Source organism: Brevundimonas sanguinis (assembly GCF_029636725.1).
Classification (GTDB): domain Bacteria; phylum Pseudomonadota; class Alphaproteobacteria; order Caulobacterales; family Caulobacteraceae; genus Brevundimonas; species Brevundimonas sanguinis.
On record NZ_CP116770.1, the window covers coordinates 175,737 to 192,262 of the forward strand.

Here is a 16,526-nt window from a genome sequence, read left to right on the forward strand (position 1 = left end):
TGATTTGCCGCAGCGAATGGTCGCGCTCCGAAAAGCGCTCAAGCAGCGAGCCGCCGCGCGGCGGCCGATAGCGCCAAAAAGGCGCTCAAGCAGCGAGCGACCGCGTCGCGAGCGTAGCGCGTGACGCCGGGCTCTCGCCCGGCATCACCTTGCTTAAGAAGCCGAAGCCAACACCTCGCGGATCGCTCCATTCGCAATGGTCAGCTTGGCGAAGGTCCAGCCGGAGCCCGAGGTCTCGATCTCGTCGACCGAGCCGCGCAGGGCCTCCACCTGATCCATGCGGGCGCCGATCCAGGCGTCGACCGCCTGTTCCGCGCTTTCCTGGCCGACGCCCGCCGCCTGGGCCGAGGCCTTGGCCACGGCGCGGGTCAGCTGCTGCTGCTCGGTCATCAGGTCCTGGATCAGGCGACGCACCGCCAGGCGATCGAAGTGATCGGCCGACGGCACCGACCCGGCCGCCACGCGCAGGCGGTCGAAGTCGAAGGCGGCGCCGACCTGGTGATAGACGCGGGCCATGGCCGGGGCGTCCCAGCCCAGCTCGTTCGCCAGGTCGCCGATGTCGGCCGTGGCCACCATCGGACGCAGCATGGCGATGTCGCGGGCCAACTCTTCGGGCGCGCCCAGGCCGATGAAGGTCTGGACCCGGTCTTCGTAGCGAGCGTGCTCATAACGCGACAGCACCGCGGGACCCGCCGCGCGCAGGGCGTCGGCGGCCGGCTGGTAGGCGGCGATCATGCCGCCGACCGTCGTCTCGGTGCGGGCCGCGCGGCGCGCCAGCCAGAAGGTCTGGCGGCGCAGGACCAGGGCGATCTCCTGATACAGGGCCGTCTGGGCCTCGGCCGGGATCTTCAGGTCCAGGGCCTCGACCGCCTTCCAGGCCTCATCGAGGCGGAAGACGTGACGCGCGGTCTCGAAGGCCGTGACCATGGCGGCGGTGTCGCACTCCGCCGCCGCCCGCAGGCGGTCGGGGAAGGTCGGCCCGGCCATGTTGACGATCTCGTTCGACAGCACGGTGGCTATGATGTCGCGACGCAGGCGGTGACCCTTCATGTCCTCTTCGAACTGGGCCAGCGGGGTGGGGAAGTAGTCGACCAGCATCCGCTCGAAGAAGGCGTCGTCCGGCGCCGCCGAGGCGACGATCTCGTCGAACAGTTCCAGCTTGGAATAGGCGGTCAGGACCGCCAGTTCCGGCCGCGACAGGGCCTGGCCCTGCAGCTTCATCTCGGCCATGCGGGCGTCGTCGGGCAGATATTCCACCGCCCGGTTCAGCTTACCGATAGAGACCAGGTGCTGCATGAAGGCCTGCTGGGCGTCCAGCGCTGCTGCGCCTTCGGCCTGTTGCAGGGTCAGGGCCAGGGTCTGGTCGTAGTTGTGACGCAGGACGTTGTGCGCCACCTCGTCGGTCATCGACTTCAGCAGGGCGTTGCGGTCTTCGGCCTTCAGGTGGCCCGAGGCGATGGCGCCGCCCAGCAGGATCTTGATGTTCACCTCCTGGTCGGAGGAGTCCACGCCGGCCGAGTTGTCGATGGCGTCGGTGTTCAGACGCACGCCCGCGCGCGCCGCCTCGATGCGGCCCAGCTGGGTCATGCCCAGGTTGGCGCCTTCGCCGATGATCTGGGCGCGGATGTCGCCGCCGTTGACGCGGATGGCGTCGTTGGCCTTGTCGCCGACCTGCAGGTTGGTCTCGCCCGAACCCTTGATGTAGGTGCCGATGCCGCCGAAGTAGAGCAGTTCGGCACGGGCCTTGAGGATGGCCTGCATCAGGGTGACCGGATCGACCGTGTCCGCCTCGATATCCAGCAGGTCCTTGATCTGCGGGGTCAGGGTGATCGACTTGGCCGAGCGCGAGAAGACGCCGCCGCCTTCCGAGATCAGGCTCTTGTCATAGTCCTGCCAGCTGGTGCGCGGGGTCTCGAACAGACGCTTGCGCTCTTCCCACGACGTGGCCGGATCCGGGTTCGGGTCGATGAAGATGTCGCGGTGATCGAAGGCCGCCACCACCTTGGTCGCCTTGGACAGCAGCATGCCGTTGCCGAAGACGTCGCCGGACATGTCGCCCACGCCGACCACGGTGAAGGGCTCGGTCTGGATGTCCTTGCCGACCTCGCGGAAGTGGCGCTTGACCGCTTCCCAGGCGCCGCGCGCGGTGATGCCCATTTCCTTGTGGTCGTAACCGGCCGAGCCGCCGCTCGCGAAAGCGTCGTCCAACCAGAAGCCGTAGGACTGGCTCACGCCGTTGGCGATGTCCGAGAAGGTCGCCGTGCCCTTGTCGGCGGCCACGACCAGATAGGGGTCGTCGCCTTCCCAGGCCACGACATTGGCGGGGCGCACCGGGGCGGCGTCGCCGACGATGTTGTCGGTGATGTCCAGCATGCCGGACAGGAAGGTCTTGTAGGCGCGGATGGCCTCGGCCTGCATTTCCTCGCGCGTGCCGCCGACCGGCAGTTGCTTGGGATAGAAGCCGCCCTTGGAGCCGACCGGGACGATGACCGAGTTCTTGACCTGCTGAGCCTTCACCAGACCCAGGACCTCCGTGCGGAAATCGTCGCGACGATCCGACCAGCGCAGGCCGCCGCGCGCCACCGGGCCGAAGCGCAGGTGCGAGCCCTCGATGTGCGGCGCCCAGACGAAGATCTCGCGGAAGGGCTTGGGCAGGGGTAGGTCGGCCAGTTCCTGACCGGCGATCTTGATCGAGATGTGCGCCTTCGGATGACCCTCGGCGTCGAGCTGATAGAAGTTGGTGCGCTTGATCCCGTCGATCAGGGCCGCGATCCGGCGCAGGGCGCGGTCGTGATCCAGGCTCTTCACGTCCTGCAGCAGGGTCTCGATCTTGGCGTCCAGTTCGGCGACCGAAGCCTCGCGCTCGGCCACCGAACCGCCGTGGGCCGGGTCGAACTTGGCCTTGAACAGCGACAGGATGGCGCGGGCCACGTCGGGATATTCGCGCAGGGCCGCTTCCTGCACCGCCTGCGACGGGTCCAGTCCGGTCTGCTGACGATAGCGGGCCAGGGTGCGGATCAGGGCCGCCTCGCGCCAGTCGACGCCCAGCTCGAGCACCAGACGATTGAAGCCGTCGCTCTCGGTGCGGCCGTTCCACACGGCCTTGAAGGCCTCTTCGAACGGGGTCTTGAGATCGGCGAACACCAGGTCGGCGCCGCGCGGGTCTTCCAGCAGGAAGTCGTGGATGTAGATCGGCTCCTGACCGATCGTGCGCACCACGTGGTCGGATTCCTCCAACGTCTTCAGGCCCATGTCGGCCAAGATCGGCAGGACGTCCGACAGCGGCACGGCCGAGCCGCGACGATACAGCTTGAAGCGGAACTGCAGGTTGGTCTCGTCGGCGGTGCGGAAGGCGCGCACCGCTACAGGCTCGGCGTGGACGCCATCGGCGGCCGCGCCGTCGTTGAGACGGTCGAACTGCTCCAGATCGGCCACGGCCTCGGCCGCGTCATAGCGGTCGCGGAAGGCGACGCCGAAGCCCTCGGCCCAGCGGGCGCTGGTCGGGCCGACGGCGGCCTCGTCGACCCCGGCCTGGCGCAGGGCGCGCTCGAAGCGGTCGATCCAGCTGCGGCCGGCCTCGGCCACCTCGGCTTCCAGCGCCTTGAGGTCGGGGACCGGATGCTCGCCCGGCGTCACGCCGATGATGTAGTGGACGCGGGTCAGCGGCTGGTCCGACATCTGCGGATAGGCGGCCGACACCCGGCCGCCCCAGGCCTGGGCCAGGATGGCGCCGATACGCTGGCGCAGGCCGGCGTCGTAGCGCTCGCGCGGGACGAAGCACAGCACCGAGACGAACCGGTCGAACGGATCGCGGCGCGTGAACAGGCGGATGCGCGGGCGGTCATACAGGTGCAGGATGCCCAGCGCCGTATCCAGCAGCTCGTCCTCGCCGATCTGGAACAGCTCGTCGCGCGGATAGTTTTCGAGGATGGTGCGCAGACGCTTGTGGTTGTGGCTGCCCGGCGCCTTGTCGGCGCGGGCCAGGGCGTTCTCGACCTTGCGGCGCAGCAGCGGCACCTCATGGGCCATGACGTCGTAGGCTTCATGGGTGAATAGGCCGACGAAGCGCGTCTCGCCCACGGCCCGACCCTGATCGTCGAAACGCTTGACGCCGATGTAGTCCATATAGGCGCGGCGGTGCACGCGAGAGCGCATGTTGCCCTTGGCCACCGTGACCGGCTCGCTCTCGTTCAGCTGGGCCTGCATGGCGGGCGTCAGCACGGCCGGCTCATTGGCGCGGCGCAGGACGCGGCGCTCGGGGTCGCTGAGGACGCCCAGACCGTCGGTGGACTGGTTCAGGGGCGCCTCGGCCTCATAGGTTCCGTCGGGGCCGCGCGGATAGTCGTACTGGCGCGCGCCCAGGAAGACGAAGTGGTCGTCCTTGACCCAGCGCAGGAAGGCGAGATTTTCGGCCAGCACCTCGGCGGCCACGCCCACCGGCGGATGGGCTTCCAGGCGGGCGATCTCGGCGCCCATCGCCTCCAGCATGGCGGCGTGGTCGCGCACGGCGGCGCGCACGTCGGCCAGAGCCGCGGCCAGGCCTTCGCCCAGGGCGTCGCGGCGCTCCTGCGGCAGGGGGTCGATGACGACGATGATCAGGGAGTCGCGGCGTCCGGCCTCGACTTCGACGATCGGGTGGAACAGGGCGCGGACGGTGACGCCCGCCTCAGCCAGTTCGCCCAGCACGCTGTCGACCAGGAAGGGGCCGTCGTCCTGCAGGATCAGGACCTGATCATAGCCCGTGTTGACGCCGTGTTCGTCGACCAGAGGACCGACGGTGATGCGGGCGGGCTCGCCTGCCTTGCGGGCCTGGGCGCCGCGCCAGGCGCCGGCCAGCAGGACCGCCAGATCGTCGCCGCCCAGTTCGGGCGTCTCATCGGCGGCGTAGTCGTCGAAGGCCTGGGCCAGCAGCGCCTTTTCGGGCGCTCCCGGCGGCGCCGCAATCCGCGCATAGGCCGCTTCCAGCGCTCCCAAGTCAGCGGGAACGGCGGGAACGATGCGCGAAGCAGCGGACATGACGACAGTCTCAAACGGCGCGGTGGAAAACCGCTGGGGAAAACCGCGGCACCTTAGCGCGCCCGGCGAGAACGGCTAGGCCGCTTGAGCCCCGAAACGCATGGATTTTCAGTGTGCAGCGCACCATGTGGCGCAAGAGGCCCAGTTGTGGACGATTTTGCGAGCCACCCCCACGCAGCGCAGCAGCAAAAGCCCCATTTCCGCCATCTTCTGACGGAAACCGCCCGACGGCAGAGTGTCGACCTAGCCCCAGAAACGAACAAGGCCGTCGAACGATGTCCGACGGCCTGCTCGGTCCGGCGCTCAGGAGGGGGAGGGGAAGCGCCGGCCTCAGACGCCGCGGCCCGGGAGGGGGAGGGGAGGGCCGCGTCGTGTGAGGATGAGATAGGCGGCGATTGCGGCCTTTCAAGGACAATTGAAGGATTATTTCAGGCTTCTATCCTGCGGCGGGACGTCGCGGCCCAAAATCCTTCCGAGCCAGGAAGAACCGCCCTTTGGCTGATTTTCCTTGCCGGGTTTGCGGGCATAGGGCTCGCCGTCGCCCGACAGCAGGACGGCGATCCAGCGCGACCCCTTGAACTCGGCCAGGATGGCCATGGCCATCACCGCCAGCGGCGTCGACAGGAACATCCCCGCCACGCCCCACAGCTTGCCCCAGAAGGCCAGGGCCAGCAGCACGACGATGGGGTCGATGTTCTGATTGTCGCCCTGCATCCGCGGCTGCACCAGATTGCCGACCACGAACAGCAGCACCTGAAGCCCGACGAACAGGACCGCCGCCGGCCAATAGCTTTCGAACTGGACCAGGGCGAACAGGGGCGGGGCGCAGCCTGCGACCGCGCCGCCCAGCACCGGGATAAAGCCGATGATGAAGATGACGAAGGTCCAGAACTCCGCGTTCTGCAGCCCCACGGCCCGCATCAGCACCCAGGCGACGGCGCAGATCATGGCCCCGGTCACGGCCTGAACCCACAGATACCCCTCGACCCCGCTGCGCACGCGCTCGAACACTTCCAGCGCCTCCTGACGCGGGCCGCGTTCGGGGAACATGCCGACCATCTTCTTTCGGAAACCCGCCTGAGACGCCAGCAGGAAGCCCAGATAGATCATGACGAAGAAGGCGCCGGTCGCGGCCCCCTGAACCTGGAAGGCGGCGCTGGTCAGCCAGCCGCGCACGTCGATCCCGGCGATCATGTCGTGAAGGGTCGGCGGATCGCTGAACCCGACCAGGGCGGACACGTCGCGGCTGATCTGGTCGATACGGGGGCCGATGCTGCCCGCCACGCCCGAGGCGTCGGTGAAGAAGCCCGCAGCGCCGTCGACGATGATCCAGATCGACAACAGGAAGCCCAGCACCACGACGAGCAGGGCTGCGGCGCCGGCGAAGCGCGGCGGGATCGGCGTGCGGCGTTCGATGGCCCGCTTCACCCCGTCGATCATGATCATCAGGAACATGGCCATGGCCAGAGGGGTCAGGATGTCCCTGAGCCAATAGAGGGCCGCTCCTGCGGCCACGACGGCGATCAACACCACCGCAGTGGAAGCTGGCGAAGAATGATTGACGGTGATCGGAAGCTTCATGGCGGGACTGTCGTGCTGGCTTGAACCCGCGTCAATCGCTGTAAACCGCCGAGGTTCCGCCTTGCAGCGGCGGCGCGGTCGATTAAGCATGGCTCGCCACGCAGGAGACCCGCTGATGACCGACGCCCCCGCCCTGTTCCTCGGCCAGTCCCTTGAGGGCGCGCCCGAACGCCTGCTGTTGAACCGGGCCAATCGCCACGGCGTCGTGGCGGGCGCCACCGGCACCGGCAAGACCGTCACCCTGCAGATCATGGCCCAGGGCTTTTCCGAGGCGGGCGTGCCGGTCTTCTGCGCCGATGTGAAGGGCGACCTGTCCGGCATCAGCCAGGACGGCGGGCTTGAGAAGTTCGCCGAGCGGGCCGGCAAGATGGGGCTGACGCTGAACGGCAGGTCAGCGCCCGTCGTGTTCTGGGACCTATACGGCCAGAAGGGCCACCCGATCCGCGCCACCATTTCCGACGTCGGTCCGGTGCTGCTGGCCCGGATGCTGGAGCTGAACGACGTGCAGGAGGGGGTGCTGACCGTCGCCTTCCACGTCGCCGACAAGGAAGGCCTTCTGCTGCTGGACCTGGAGGACCTGCGCGCGCTGCTGGCCTATGTCGGGGAGAACGCTCAAGCGATCGGCCGCGAGGTCGGCAACGTCTCGCCGACCTCCATCGCCGCCATCCAGCGGGCTCTGCTTCAGCTGGAGCAGCAGGGGGGCAAGGCCTTCTTCGGCGAGCCGGCCCTGCGGCTTGAGGACATGATGCGCACCGCCCTGGACGGCCGGGGCCAAGTGAACGTGCTGGACGCTACGCGGCTGATGAACAGCCCGCGCCTGTACGCCGCCTTCCTGCTGTGGCTGCTGTCCGAGCTGTTCGAGCAGCTGCCCGAGATCGGCGACCCGGAGAAGCCGCGACTGGTCTTCTTCTTCGACGAGGCGCACCTGTTGTTCAACGATGCGCCCAAGGGCCTGCTGGAAAAGGTCGAGCAGGTGGTGCGGCTGATCCGCTCCAAGGGCGTCGGCGTCTATTTCGTCACCCAGAACCCGGCAGACATTCCCGACAGCGTCTTGGCCCAATTGGGCAACCGGGTGCAGCACGCCCTGCGCGCCTATACCCCCGCCGAACAGAAGGGTCTGCGCGCCGCCGCCCAGAGTTTCCGCGCCAATCCCGCCTTCGACACGGCCGAGGCCATTCAGGCGCTGGGCGTGGGCGAAGCGCTCGTTTCAACTCTGGATGAGAAGGGCGCCCCCACCGTGGTGGCCCGGACCAAGATCCGTCCGCCCGACTCGCGCCTGGGTCCGGCGACCGAGGCTGAACGCGCCGCGACCATGGCCGCCAGCCCGGTGCGGGGCGTCTATGACACGGCGATCAACCGCGAGTCGGCCGAAGAGGTGCTGAAGGCCCGCCGCGCCCAGGCCGACCGTATCGAAGCTGAAACGGCCGCCGCCGCCGCCCAGGCCAAGGCGGCGCAAAAGGCCGCGCGTTCGGCGCCGGCGCCGCGCGCTCCGGCCACGCCCCGTCCCCGCGCGCCGTCCAACCGGCAGACCCCGGTCGAAGCCCTGACCAAGTCCGTGCTGCGCACCGCCGGATCGACCATCACCCGCGAACTGCTGCGCGGCGTTCTGGGCAGTCTGAAGAAGCGCTAAAAGCCTAGCTCAGTTCGACCGGGCGGCCGTCTTTATAGACGTCCGTGACCTTGATCCCGGCCAGCCGGTCGGGATCGATCGTCACCGGGTCTGCATCCAGAAGCACCATGTCCGCCAGCTTGCCCGGCGCCAGCGAACCCTTGCGGTCGTCCTCATAATGCTGCCAGGCGGCCCACAGGGTCATGGCCTTCAGGGCGACCTCGACCGGCACCCGCTCGTCCGGCCCCAGGATGTCGCCCGAGCGGGTGCGGCGCGTCACCGTGGCCGACAGCACGCGCAGGGCGTCGGGATTGGCCACCGGCGCGTCGTGGTGGCTGGTGAAACGCATCCCGCGCCGCCAGGCCGAGCCGCAGGGCGAGATGGCCTCGGCCCGCCGCGGCCCCAGCACGGAATCCCGGTGCCAGTCGCCCCAGTAGAAGGTGTGCATGGGGAAGAAGGAGGGGACGATGCCCAGGGCCTTCAGCTCGTCCAGCTGATCCGTCCGCGTCGTCTGGCCGTGGATCAGCACCGGTCGGCGGTCGCGCGCGCCATGCTTGCGGCTGGCTTCGCGCACGGCGGCGATCATCAGATCGATGGCGGCGTCGCCGTTGGCGTGGACTTCAATCTGCCAGTCGTTGGCGAAAGCCAGGTCGACGGCGTCCAGCGCCTGTTGCTCCGTCACCGCCGGATAGCCGCGCCAGGAGGCGGGCTGGCCCTCGGGCGGGACGAAGTAGGGCTGGGACAGCCAGGCCGTCTTGGCCTGCGGCGAGCCGTCCAGCGTCAGCTTGACCCCGCCGATCCGAAAACGGCCCTGGTAATTTCGCCGGTATAGAGGCGTGGCCATGACGTCGGTCGAGGTCAGGATGTCGGGAAAGGACAGGATGTCGATGGGCAGAGCGCCCGCCTCGGCCAGGCCCGCCATCATGCGGCAGGTATCTGTGGACGAGCGCCCGTCCTGGGCCGTGGTGTAGCCGAAACGGGCGTAGTAGCGCGCGCCCTCGACGATCATCTGACGGTTGGCCTCGGCGTCCAGTCGCGTGAACAGGGCGCCCATGACGGCGAACAGGGCGGTCTCCTCCAGCACGCCGTCCGGCTCGCGCGAGCCGTTCTTGCGCCGGAACACGCCGCCGGGCGGGTCGGCCGGGTCCGCCCCCACGCCCGCAGCGGCCAGGGCTGCGCCGTTGGCCGCGCCCAGGTGCCCCGACTGGTGCAGGAACAGCACCGGCACGGAGTCGGAGATGGCGTCCAGTTCGTCGCGTGTGGGGTGCCTCCGCTCCTGCAGCTGTGAATCGTCATAGCCGAAGCCGATGACCAGGCCCGTGTCACGGACCAGGGCCGCATGACGGCTCATCCAATCGCGCGTGATCCGTTGCAGGGCGGCGATGTCGTTCCCCTCGCCGTCAGGCGCCGGCAGGAGGTTGGCGTAGCGGGCCTGCAATCCCACCATCGAGACATGGCCGTGCGGATCGAAGAAACCGGGCAGCAGGGTCCGCCCGTCAAGATTGACCCGGCGCGCGGCGCGCCCCGCCGCGGCCTGCACCTCCTCCAGCGAGCCGACCGCCACAATAGCGGCGCCGCGCACCGCCAAGGCCTCAGCCGTCGGTCGCGCATCATCAATGGTGCGGATGGAGCCGCCGTGGAAGATCGTCGTCGCGGCGGTCTGAGCCTGTGCAGGGCCGCCGAGCGCCAGGCCTGCCGAGACGGCGCCCGTCATGAATAATCGACGATCCATCGCATATGCAGCAGCCTGCCTCATGACGCTCTCCTGACACCCGTCCACGCCTGTAGTAGCAACCCGCCGCGATATCGAGAGGTTCCTAGCCGCGCGGGATCAGCCGCCACATGCGCAAGGGGTGGCGCACCGCGCCCGCCTCGTGCCCCGCCGCATCGCCCCGGCCGATATAGAGATCCGCACGCACCGGGCCGCGAATGGCCGAGCCAGTGTCCAGCGTCATGACCAGGCCGCGATAGCTGGCGCGGGCGCCGCGCAGATTGCCGCCGTCGGCCTCGATCCAGGCCGCCTCTCCATAGGTCCAGCGCGACGGGTCCACCGCCACTGAGCGCCGCGCAGGCAAGGGCACGCCCGCCGCGCCCGTCGCCTCGTCGCCGTCATCAGGCTTGGTGGTGAAGAAGATGTAGCGCGGGTTCAGCGCCATCACGCGGCGCGCCTCCGGACCGCGATGGGCCGCCAGCCAGGCGCGGATGGCCTCGCCGGACGTGCCGTCGCGCGGCAGCAGGCCTTCATCGGCCATCGGACGAGCGATGCCGACGAACTTCGCCCCGTTGTCGGCGGCGTAGGCGGCGCGCAGCCGGGCGCCGTCGGGGAAGGTCAGGGTGCCCGAGCCCTGGATCTGCAGAAAGAACAGATCCTCCGCCTTCATCCAGGCCAGGACCGACGACTGGGCCGAGCCGGCCTCGATGGCGGCGCGGTCGCCGACGCTGGACAGATTGGCCGGACGGCTCAGCACGGGCGCGTCGAACTCGGCGTCGGGCGTGCGGCGAGCCGGATATTCAGGGGCGAAATAGGCCGTCAGCAGGCCGCGTCCGCCGTCGTCGGTCTGGACCTCGGTCGCCGCGAAACGGCTTTCCAGGAAGGCGCGGGCGTCGCTGGGGTTGGCGCGGGCGACCAAGGCGCGGGCGTCGCGGCAGGTCTCGACCGCGATGCGCGACGGGCCGCAACCGGCGGCATAGGCGCGCAGGGCCGCCAGATGGTCTTCCTCGGCCCAGCCGGGCAGGGCCGCCAGATTAAGCGCGCCCGCAACCGGCGGGGGCGTCGGCTGGTCGACGGGCGGCGTAGGTCCGGGGGTCGGAATCGGGCGCGGCGTGGAGGCGCAGGCCGCCGCCAAAAAGGTCAGGGCTGCGACGCCCGTCCAGGAAAGCGGAGCCGTAAGGAAACGGGCCGCGCCCGTCTGATCGAGGGACGCGGACCGGGCGACCATCAGGCGGTCGCCGGCTCGACGCGGGCCAGGGCCCAGTTGGGGTCGGACGTTCCCAGTCGCCGTTCAAAGGTCCAGATTTCGGCGGTGCGGCGTTCCTCGGTGACGGTCTCGCCGCCCGACGGGGTCAGGGAGCCGCGCACCTCGGCCAGGAAGCGCACCTTGGCCAGGGCGCGGTCGCCCTCGGCGGTGGCCAGCTCAAGATCGGCGCGCGGGGCGTGGACCAGTTCAGCGCTCTCGGCGTCGCCGCGCGCTTCACGGGCGGCGATGCCCGCCTCGAACGAGCCCATGACCTTGTCGGTCAACAGGGGACGCAGGGCCTCGCGGTCGCCCTTGGCGTAGGCGCCCACAATGGTCTCATAGGCCTGACGCGCGCCCTCCAGAAAACGGTGGGGGTCGAAGTTCGGATCACGCGCCTTCAGTCCCGCGATCGCCGCCGTCAGAGCCGGATCGACGACAGGCCCCTTGGGCGCCTCGGCCGCGCCGCCCAGCGCCGCCGGAACCGCAAGCGGTTTCGGATTATCCTCGGGCTGACGGCCGACCTTCTTGCCCAGCACATTATAGAGCTGGAACAGCAGAACCGCCGCGATAACGGCGAAGATCACGATCTGAAAGGTCACCGGCACGGTGGGTTCCTCGAATTAGTCAGGCCGCCTGTCGCACGTCAGAAGGCGCCCCTTAGGCTCTCCTCCCAAGCGAAAAGGCCGGGCGTACAATGTGATTAGGGGTCGATCCGGGCGGGCGCAAGGCGAAGCAGGAGGCGAACGCCGGTCTCGACGTTGCGACACAGGGTCTCGTCATGCTACCGCCGCCCCTCATGCCTGCTCGACGAACGAGCGGGACGCCTCATTTCTGCAAGACGGTTTCCATACCCATGACCGACGCCACGCCGCCCGCCGACGCCAACGGCCAGACGCCCGACCAAGCCCAGCCGCAGGACGGCCAGCCGCAAGGCCCCGGCTTCCGCATCCTGGCCCAGTACGTCCGCGACCTGTCGTTCGAAAACCCCAAGGCGCCGGACAGCCTGCGCATCGACGGCAAGCCCGCCATCGACATGGGCGTCGAGATGAACGCCCAGGGCCGCCCCGACGGCCTGTTCGAGGTCGACCTGAAGCTGTCGATCAAGGCCACGGCCGACGACAAGTCGCCGGTGTTTCACGTGGAACTGCTCTACGGCGGCCTGTTCGCCCTGCAGGGCGTCCAGCCCCAGGACATCGAGCCCCTGCTGCTGATCGAATGCCCGCGCTACCTCTTCCCCTTTGCGCGCCAGATCATCGCCCAGGCGACGGCGGACGGCGGCTTCTACCCGCCCTTCATGGTCGATCCGATCGACTTCGCCGCCATCTACATCGCCCGCCAGCAGCAGATCGCCGGCGCCCCGGTCGAAACCGGCCAGGCTTGATAAAGGGTCGCTAACACGAGGCGTGCGGCACCTCGCTGCTTGAGCGATTTTGGGTCGCTATCGCAGGACGCGCGGCGGCCTGCTGCTTGAGCGACGATTTACGGGGAAGGGGCGACCGAAACGGCGCCCCTTTTTCGCGGGGCGCATGCAGTCAGGCGGCTTCTTCGGTCTCGATCTCGACCGACACGCCGTAGCCCGCCCACAGGCTGAAGTCCTTGATCGTCGCCTTGAGGAAGGCCAGATGCGCCGCCTCTTCCTCGGCTGTGACGAAGGAGGGCAGGGGGCGCGGCCGGGCGCCGTAGGCGGCGCGCACCGCGGTCTCCGCAGGACCGCCGCGCGTCGAGGTCAGGTCCAGCGCCCGCTCCTTGCCGCCGCGCAGCTCCAGATACACTTCGGCCAGCAGGCGGGCGTCGATCAGGGCGCCGTGCAGGGTCCGCTCGACCAGGCTGATCTTGTAGCGCTTGCACAGCGCGTCCAGCGAGTTGGCCATGCCCGGGAACCGCTTCTGGGCCAAGGCCAGGGTGTCGATCCAACGGTCCTGCGGCGGCGGCTTGCGGCCGATGCGGCCGATCTCGAAGTCGATGAAGTTGCGGTCGAAGTTGGCGTTGTGCGCGATCAGCGGCGCATCGCCCAGGAACTCCATCAGGTCGTCGACGACCTCATGAAATTTGGGCGCGTCCTTGACCTTGTCGTCGGTGATGCCGTGCACCTTGATGGCGTCGGGCGGGATCAGCCGTTCGGGGTTGATGAAGCGGTGAAAGGTCCGCCCCGTCGGCAGCAGGTCCTCGATCTCGATACAGCCCACCTCGATCAGCCGGTCGCCGGTCTTGGGATCGAAGCCGGTGGTTTCAGTATCGAGGACGATTTCGCGAGCCATGCCCCTTAATGCCGGGGATCGGCCCCAAACGAAAGAGCGCCGCGCGGCGGCGTCCACGACGGCGACAGGACTGTCCCCACGATCCGGCGCATCTGGTCGCGCGCCGCCTCCAGACCTCGACCCGTGTCGATGAGGAAGTCGGCGCGGGCGCGCTTTTCGGCGTCCGGCGTCTGGCGCGACGCGATGGCGTCGAACCGCTCGCGCGTCATGCCCGGTCGGGACAGAACGCGCTGGGCCTGCACCTCGGGTTCGGCGGTGACCACCACCACGGCGTCGACGGCGGCGTCGCCGCCCGTCTCGAACAACAGGGGAATGTCCACGACCGCCAGACGCGCGCCCTGCGCCCGCGCGGCCGTCAGCGCCTGCGCGCGGTCCGTGGCGACCAAGGGATGGACGATGGCTTCCAGTCGCTGAAAGGCGGTCTCGTCGCGCCCCAGAGCCTCGGCCAGCCGCACCCGATCGACAGCGTCATCCACGACCACGCCGGGAAAGGCCTGCGCCAGCGGCGCCACGGCCGCTCCGCCCGGCCCATAGAGCCGATGAACGGCGGCGTCGGCGTCCCAGATCACCGCGCCTTCCTCGGCGAACATCTTCGCCGTCGTCGATTTTCCCATGCCGATGGAGCCGGTCAGCCCCAGAACGATCATGCGGCGTCGTCCAGATGGGCCATAGCCACGGCGCGCAGATCCAGCGGCGGAGGCGGAACGCCGAAAATCGCCTCGAACGACGGTCCGGCCTGACCGATCAGCATGGCCAGGCCGTCGACCGTGATCAGCCCTCGCGCCTGCGCCGCCGCCAAAAAGGGCGTGAGCACCGGCTTATAGGTCATGTCCATCACGACCGCGTCGGCCTTCAGGACGCTGAGGTCGATGGTCGGCGGCGCGCTCAGGGCGTTGATGACCAGATCGGCCGTCGCCAGCACCCCTTCGTCCTCGGCGACCGCCACCGCGGCGCCCAGATCGGCGGCCAGGGCTTCGGCGCGGCTGCGCGTGCGGTTCAGGATCGACAGGCGCGCCCCGGCCTGAACCAGGGCGCCCGCGACCGCGCGAGCGGCGCCGCCTGCGCCCAGCATGACGACATGGGCGCCGTTCAGCTCAAAGGCCGGCGCCTGTTCCGCCAGGGCGTAAAGCACGCCGGCCCCATCGGCGCTGTCGGCCCGGACGCGGCCGTCTTCAAACACCAGGATGTTGGCTGAACCGGTCGCCTTGGCCGCCGGGGCGATGTCGTCGGCCAGGGCGAAGGCCTGCTCCTTGAACGGCGCCGTGACGTTGAGTCCGTGGATCAGGCCCGCCCGCCCGGCGGCGACCAGGGTGCGGAAACCATTGGGGTCCTTTGGCTGAAAGGCGACATAGGAGCCGTCGACCGCTCCCGCTTCCAGCCAGGCGTTATGCAGGATCGGGCTCAGGGAATGGCCGATCGGGTTGCCCACGACCCCGCCCAGGCGCACCTGTCCCGTGATGCGCGCCGAACGAGCCGCCGGTTCCGTTTCTATCTTCATGACGCAATTACCCCCGCACGCCTCAACTCTGTGAGGACGGGCCATAACGGCAATCCGAGAACAGTGAAATAGTCGCCGTGCACGGCGTCGAAAAGTTGCGCCCCCATGCCTTCGAGCCGGTAGGAGCCGACGCAGGCCAACAGGCCGTCGCCTTCCGCCGCGAGATAGGCGTCCAGAAAGGCGTCGGAGAAGGCCCGGACCTTCATTTCGGCCGTATCCAGCCCGCTCCAGACGACCTGGCCCTTGTGCGCCAGAGCCGCGCCGGAATGCAGATGGTGCGAACGGCCGCGCATGGCAGACAGGCGCGCTCGCGCCGCCTCCAGAGTCGGCGCCTTGGACACCAGCCCGCCGTCAAAGGCCAGGGTCTGGTCCGCCCCCAGCACCCAGGCCTCAGGATCATGACGCGACACCGCCAGCGCCTTGGCCCGGGCCAGCTCCACCGCCAGCTCAGCCGGATCGACGCCCGGCGTCTTCAGCGCGTCTTCGTCCACATCAGCGACTTGGACGACGAAGGGCACGCCGGCGTTTTCCAGCATGGCGCGTCGGGCGGCGCTCTTGGAGGCCAGGATCAGTCGTTCATGAGAGGCCTCGGTCACATCGGGGCTCCCAGCCTGCGGCTGCGCCGCTCGCTCAACAGGTTGATGATGGCGGCGGCGGTTTCCTCGACCGAGCGCCGGGTCACGTCGATGGTCGGCCAGCCGCGCCGTTCAAAGGCGCGCCGCGCCTTGATGGTCTCTTCGCGCACGGAGTCATGGTCGACATAGGCCGAGGCGTGGCCAGCGTTCAGCCCGTCCAGGCGATTGCGGCGGATCTGCACCAGGCGGTCCGGCGAAACGGTCAGACCCACCACCAGCGGGTTCCTCAGCGCCGTCAGCCGCTCGCCGTCTTCCTGACCCGGAACCAGCGGAACATTGGCCGCCCGGATGCCCCGGTGAGCCAGATAGATGCAGGTCGGCGTCTTGGACGTCCGGCTGACGCCGCACAGGACGACATCGGCCTGTTCCAGCTGCTCCAGCGTTCCTTGTCCGTCATCATGGGCGATGGCGTAGTCCAGCGCGCTCATCCGGTTGAAATAGCCGGTATCCAGCGCGTGTTGGGCGCCCACCCGCGCCGAAACATCCGCCCCCAGATAGCGCGACAGGGCGCCGACCAGCGGGTCCAGCGCCCCGATCTGCGGCATCTGCAGCTGACGGCAGCCTTCCTCCAGCTGCTCGCGCAGCTCCCGATCGACCAGGGTATGCAGCACCACGCCGGGCGCCGCTGCGATTTCTTCCAGCACCCGCTCCATCTGCTTGTTGGATCGCACCAGGGCGTAGATGTGCTCGATGGGAATGACGCCGTCGAAGCGGGCGATCACCGCCTTGGCCATCGCGTTCAAGGTCTCGCCCGTCGAATCCGAGACGAGGTGGACATGAAAATAGGTGGCCAGACGCGAAGCGCCGGGAGGACGGGCAGGGCTCATGAGGACGGCGTCTCCTTCTGGGCGACGGTCGGATCATCCCCGCGCCCTGTTGAAAAGCCGGGGCGCCGTTCGTGAAAGACCGGGCGCCGAATCCTGTAGCAAGCCCCGTCGCCGGTCGCGAGCGGGGATCGCGGGCGCCGTTGTT

The 16,526-nt window shown here is 68.9% G+C and carries 12 protein-coding genes; 2 read left to right on the top strand and 10 right to left on the bottom strand.

The genetic code is table 11. The annotated features are described in order from the left end of the window. Nucleotides 1-153: 153 nt before the first annotated feature. A complete protein-coding gene (locus tag PIB44_RS00850; protein ID WP_227157920.1) occupies nt 154-5,016 on the bottom strand; it encodes an NAD-glutamate dehydrogenase in 4,863 nt (1,620 codons plus the stop codon). 423 nt (nt 5,017-5,439) lie between these two features. Further along, the gene (locus PIB44_RS00855; protein ID WP_134581942.1) at nt 5,440-6,597 is read right to left on the bottom strand and encodes an AI-2E family transporter; all 1,158 of its coding nucleotides are present in this window, start codon (nt 6,595-6,597) and stop codon (nt 5,440-5,442) included. Nucleotides 6,598-6,712: 115 nt separating this feature from the next. Between PIB44_RS00855 and PIB44_RS00860 the strand changes: the two genes are divergently transcribed. Then, nucleotides 6,713-8,227: a helicase HerA-like domain-containing protein gene (locus PIB44_RS00860; protein WP_278070110.1), complete on the top strand. Its 1,515-nt coding sequence runs from the start codon at nt 6,713-6,715 to the stop codon at nt 8,225-8,227. Nucleotides 8,228-8,231: 4 nt separating this feature from the next. On the opposite strand, the gene PIB44_RS00865 is transcribed toward PIB44_RS00860, so the two are convergent. The 3 genes from PIB44_RS00865 to timA form a co-directional block, all read right to left on the bottom strand. After that, nucleotides 8,232-9,962 carry an amidohydrolase gene (locus tag PIB44_RS00865; RefSeq protein WP_278070111.1) on the bottom strand — a complete coding sequence of 577 codons (1,731 nt, stop codon included), beginning with the start codon at nt 9,960-9,962 and terminating at the stop codon, nt 8,232-8,234. Between the two features lie 61 nt (nt 9,963-10,023). Then, nucleotides 10,024-11,145, bottom strand: coding sequence for an MltA domain-containing protein (locus PIB44_RS00870; protein WP_278070112.1), 1,122 nt, complete (start codon nt 11,143-11,145; stop codon nt 10,024-10,026). Continuing rightward, nucleotides 11,145-11,762 (bottom strand): TIM44-related membrane protein TimA, encoded by a 618-nt coding sequence (timA, locus tag PIB44_RS00875; protein ID WP_278071016.1) that lies wholly within the window; start codon nt 11,760-11,762, stop codon nt 11,145-11,147. The genes PIB44_RS00870 and timA overlap by 1 nt, the downstream gene beginning before the upstream one ends. A gap of 254 nt (nt 11,763-12,016) precedes the next feature. Between timA and secB the strand changes: the two genes are divergently transcribed. After that, nucleotides 12,017-12,544, top strand: coding sequence for a protein-export chaperone SecB (secB, locus tag PIB44_RS00880; protein ID WP_278070113.1), 528 nt, complete (start codon nt 12,017-12,019; stop codon nt 12,542-12,544). 151 nt (nt 12,545-12,695) lie between these two features. Here the strand turns inward: secB and dnaQ are convergent, their stop codons facing one another. The 5 genes from dnaQ to PIB44_RS00905 are packed head-to-tail and all read right to left on the bottom strand — an operon-like array spanning nt 12,696 to nt 16,381. After that, on the bottom strand, nt 12,696-13,421 hold the full coding sequence (dnaQ, locus tag PIB44_RS00885) for a DNA polymerase III subunit epsilon (RefSeq protein WP_025976420.1): 726 nt from the start codon (nt 13,419-13,421) through the stop codon (nt 12,696-12,698). A gap of 5 nt (nt 13,422-13,426) precedes the next feature. Further along, nucleotides 13,427-14,068 (bottom strand): dephospho-CoA kinase, encoded by a 642-nt coding sequence (coaE, locus tag PIB44_RS00890; RefSeq protein WP_278070114.1) that lies wholly within the window; start codon nt 14,066-14,068, stop codon nt 13,427-13,429. Then, a complete protein-coding gene (gene aroE, locus PIB44_RS00895) occupies nt 14,065-14,919 on the bottom strand; it encodes a shikimate dehydrogenase (protein WP_278070115.1) in 855 nt (284 codons plus the stop codon). The genes coaE and aroE overlap by 4 nt, the downstream gene beginning before the upstream one ends. After that, complete coding sequence (locus tag PIB44_RS00900; protein WP_278070116.1) at nt 14,916-15,515, bottom strand: Maf family protein; 600 nt, start codon at nt 15,513-15,515, stop codon at nt 14,916-14,918. Before PIB44_RS00900 ends, aroE begins: the two co-directional genes overlap by 4 nt. Further along, nucleotides 15,512-16,381: a pyruvate, water dikinase regulatory protein gene (locus PIB44_RS00905; protein WP_278070117.1), complete on the bottom strand. Its 870-nt coding sequence runs from the start codon at nt 16,379-16,381 to the stop codon at nt 15,512-15,514. Before PIB44_RS00905 ends, PIB44_RS00900 begins: the two co-directional genes overlap by 4 nt. Nucleotides 16,382-16,526 lie beyond the last annotated feature (145 nt).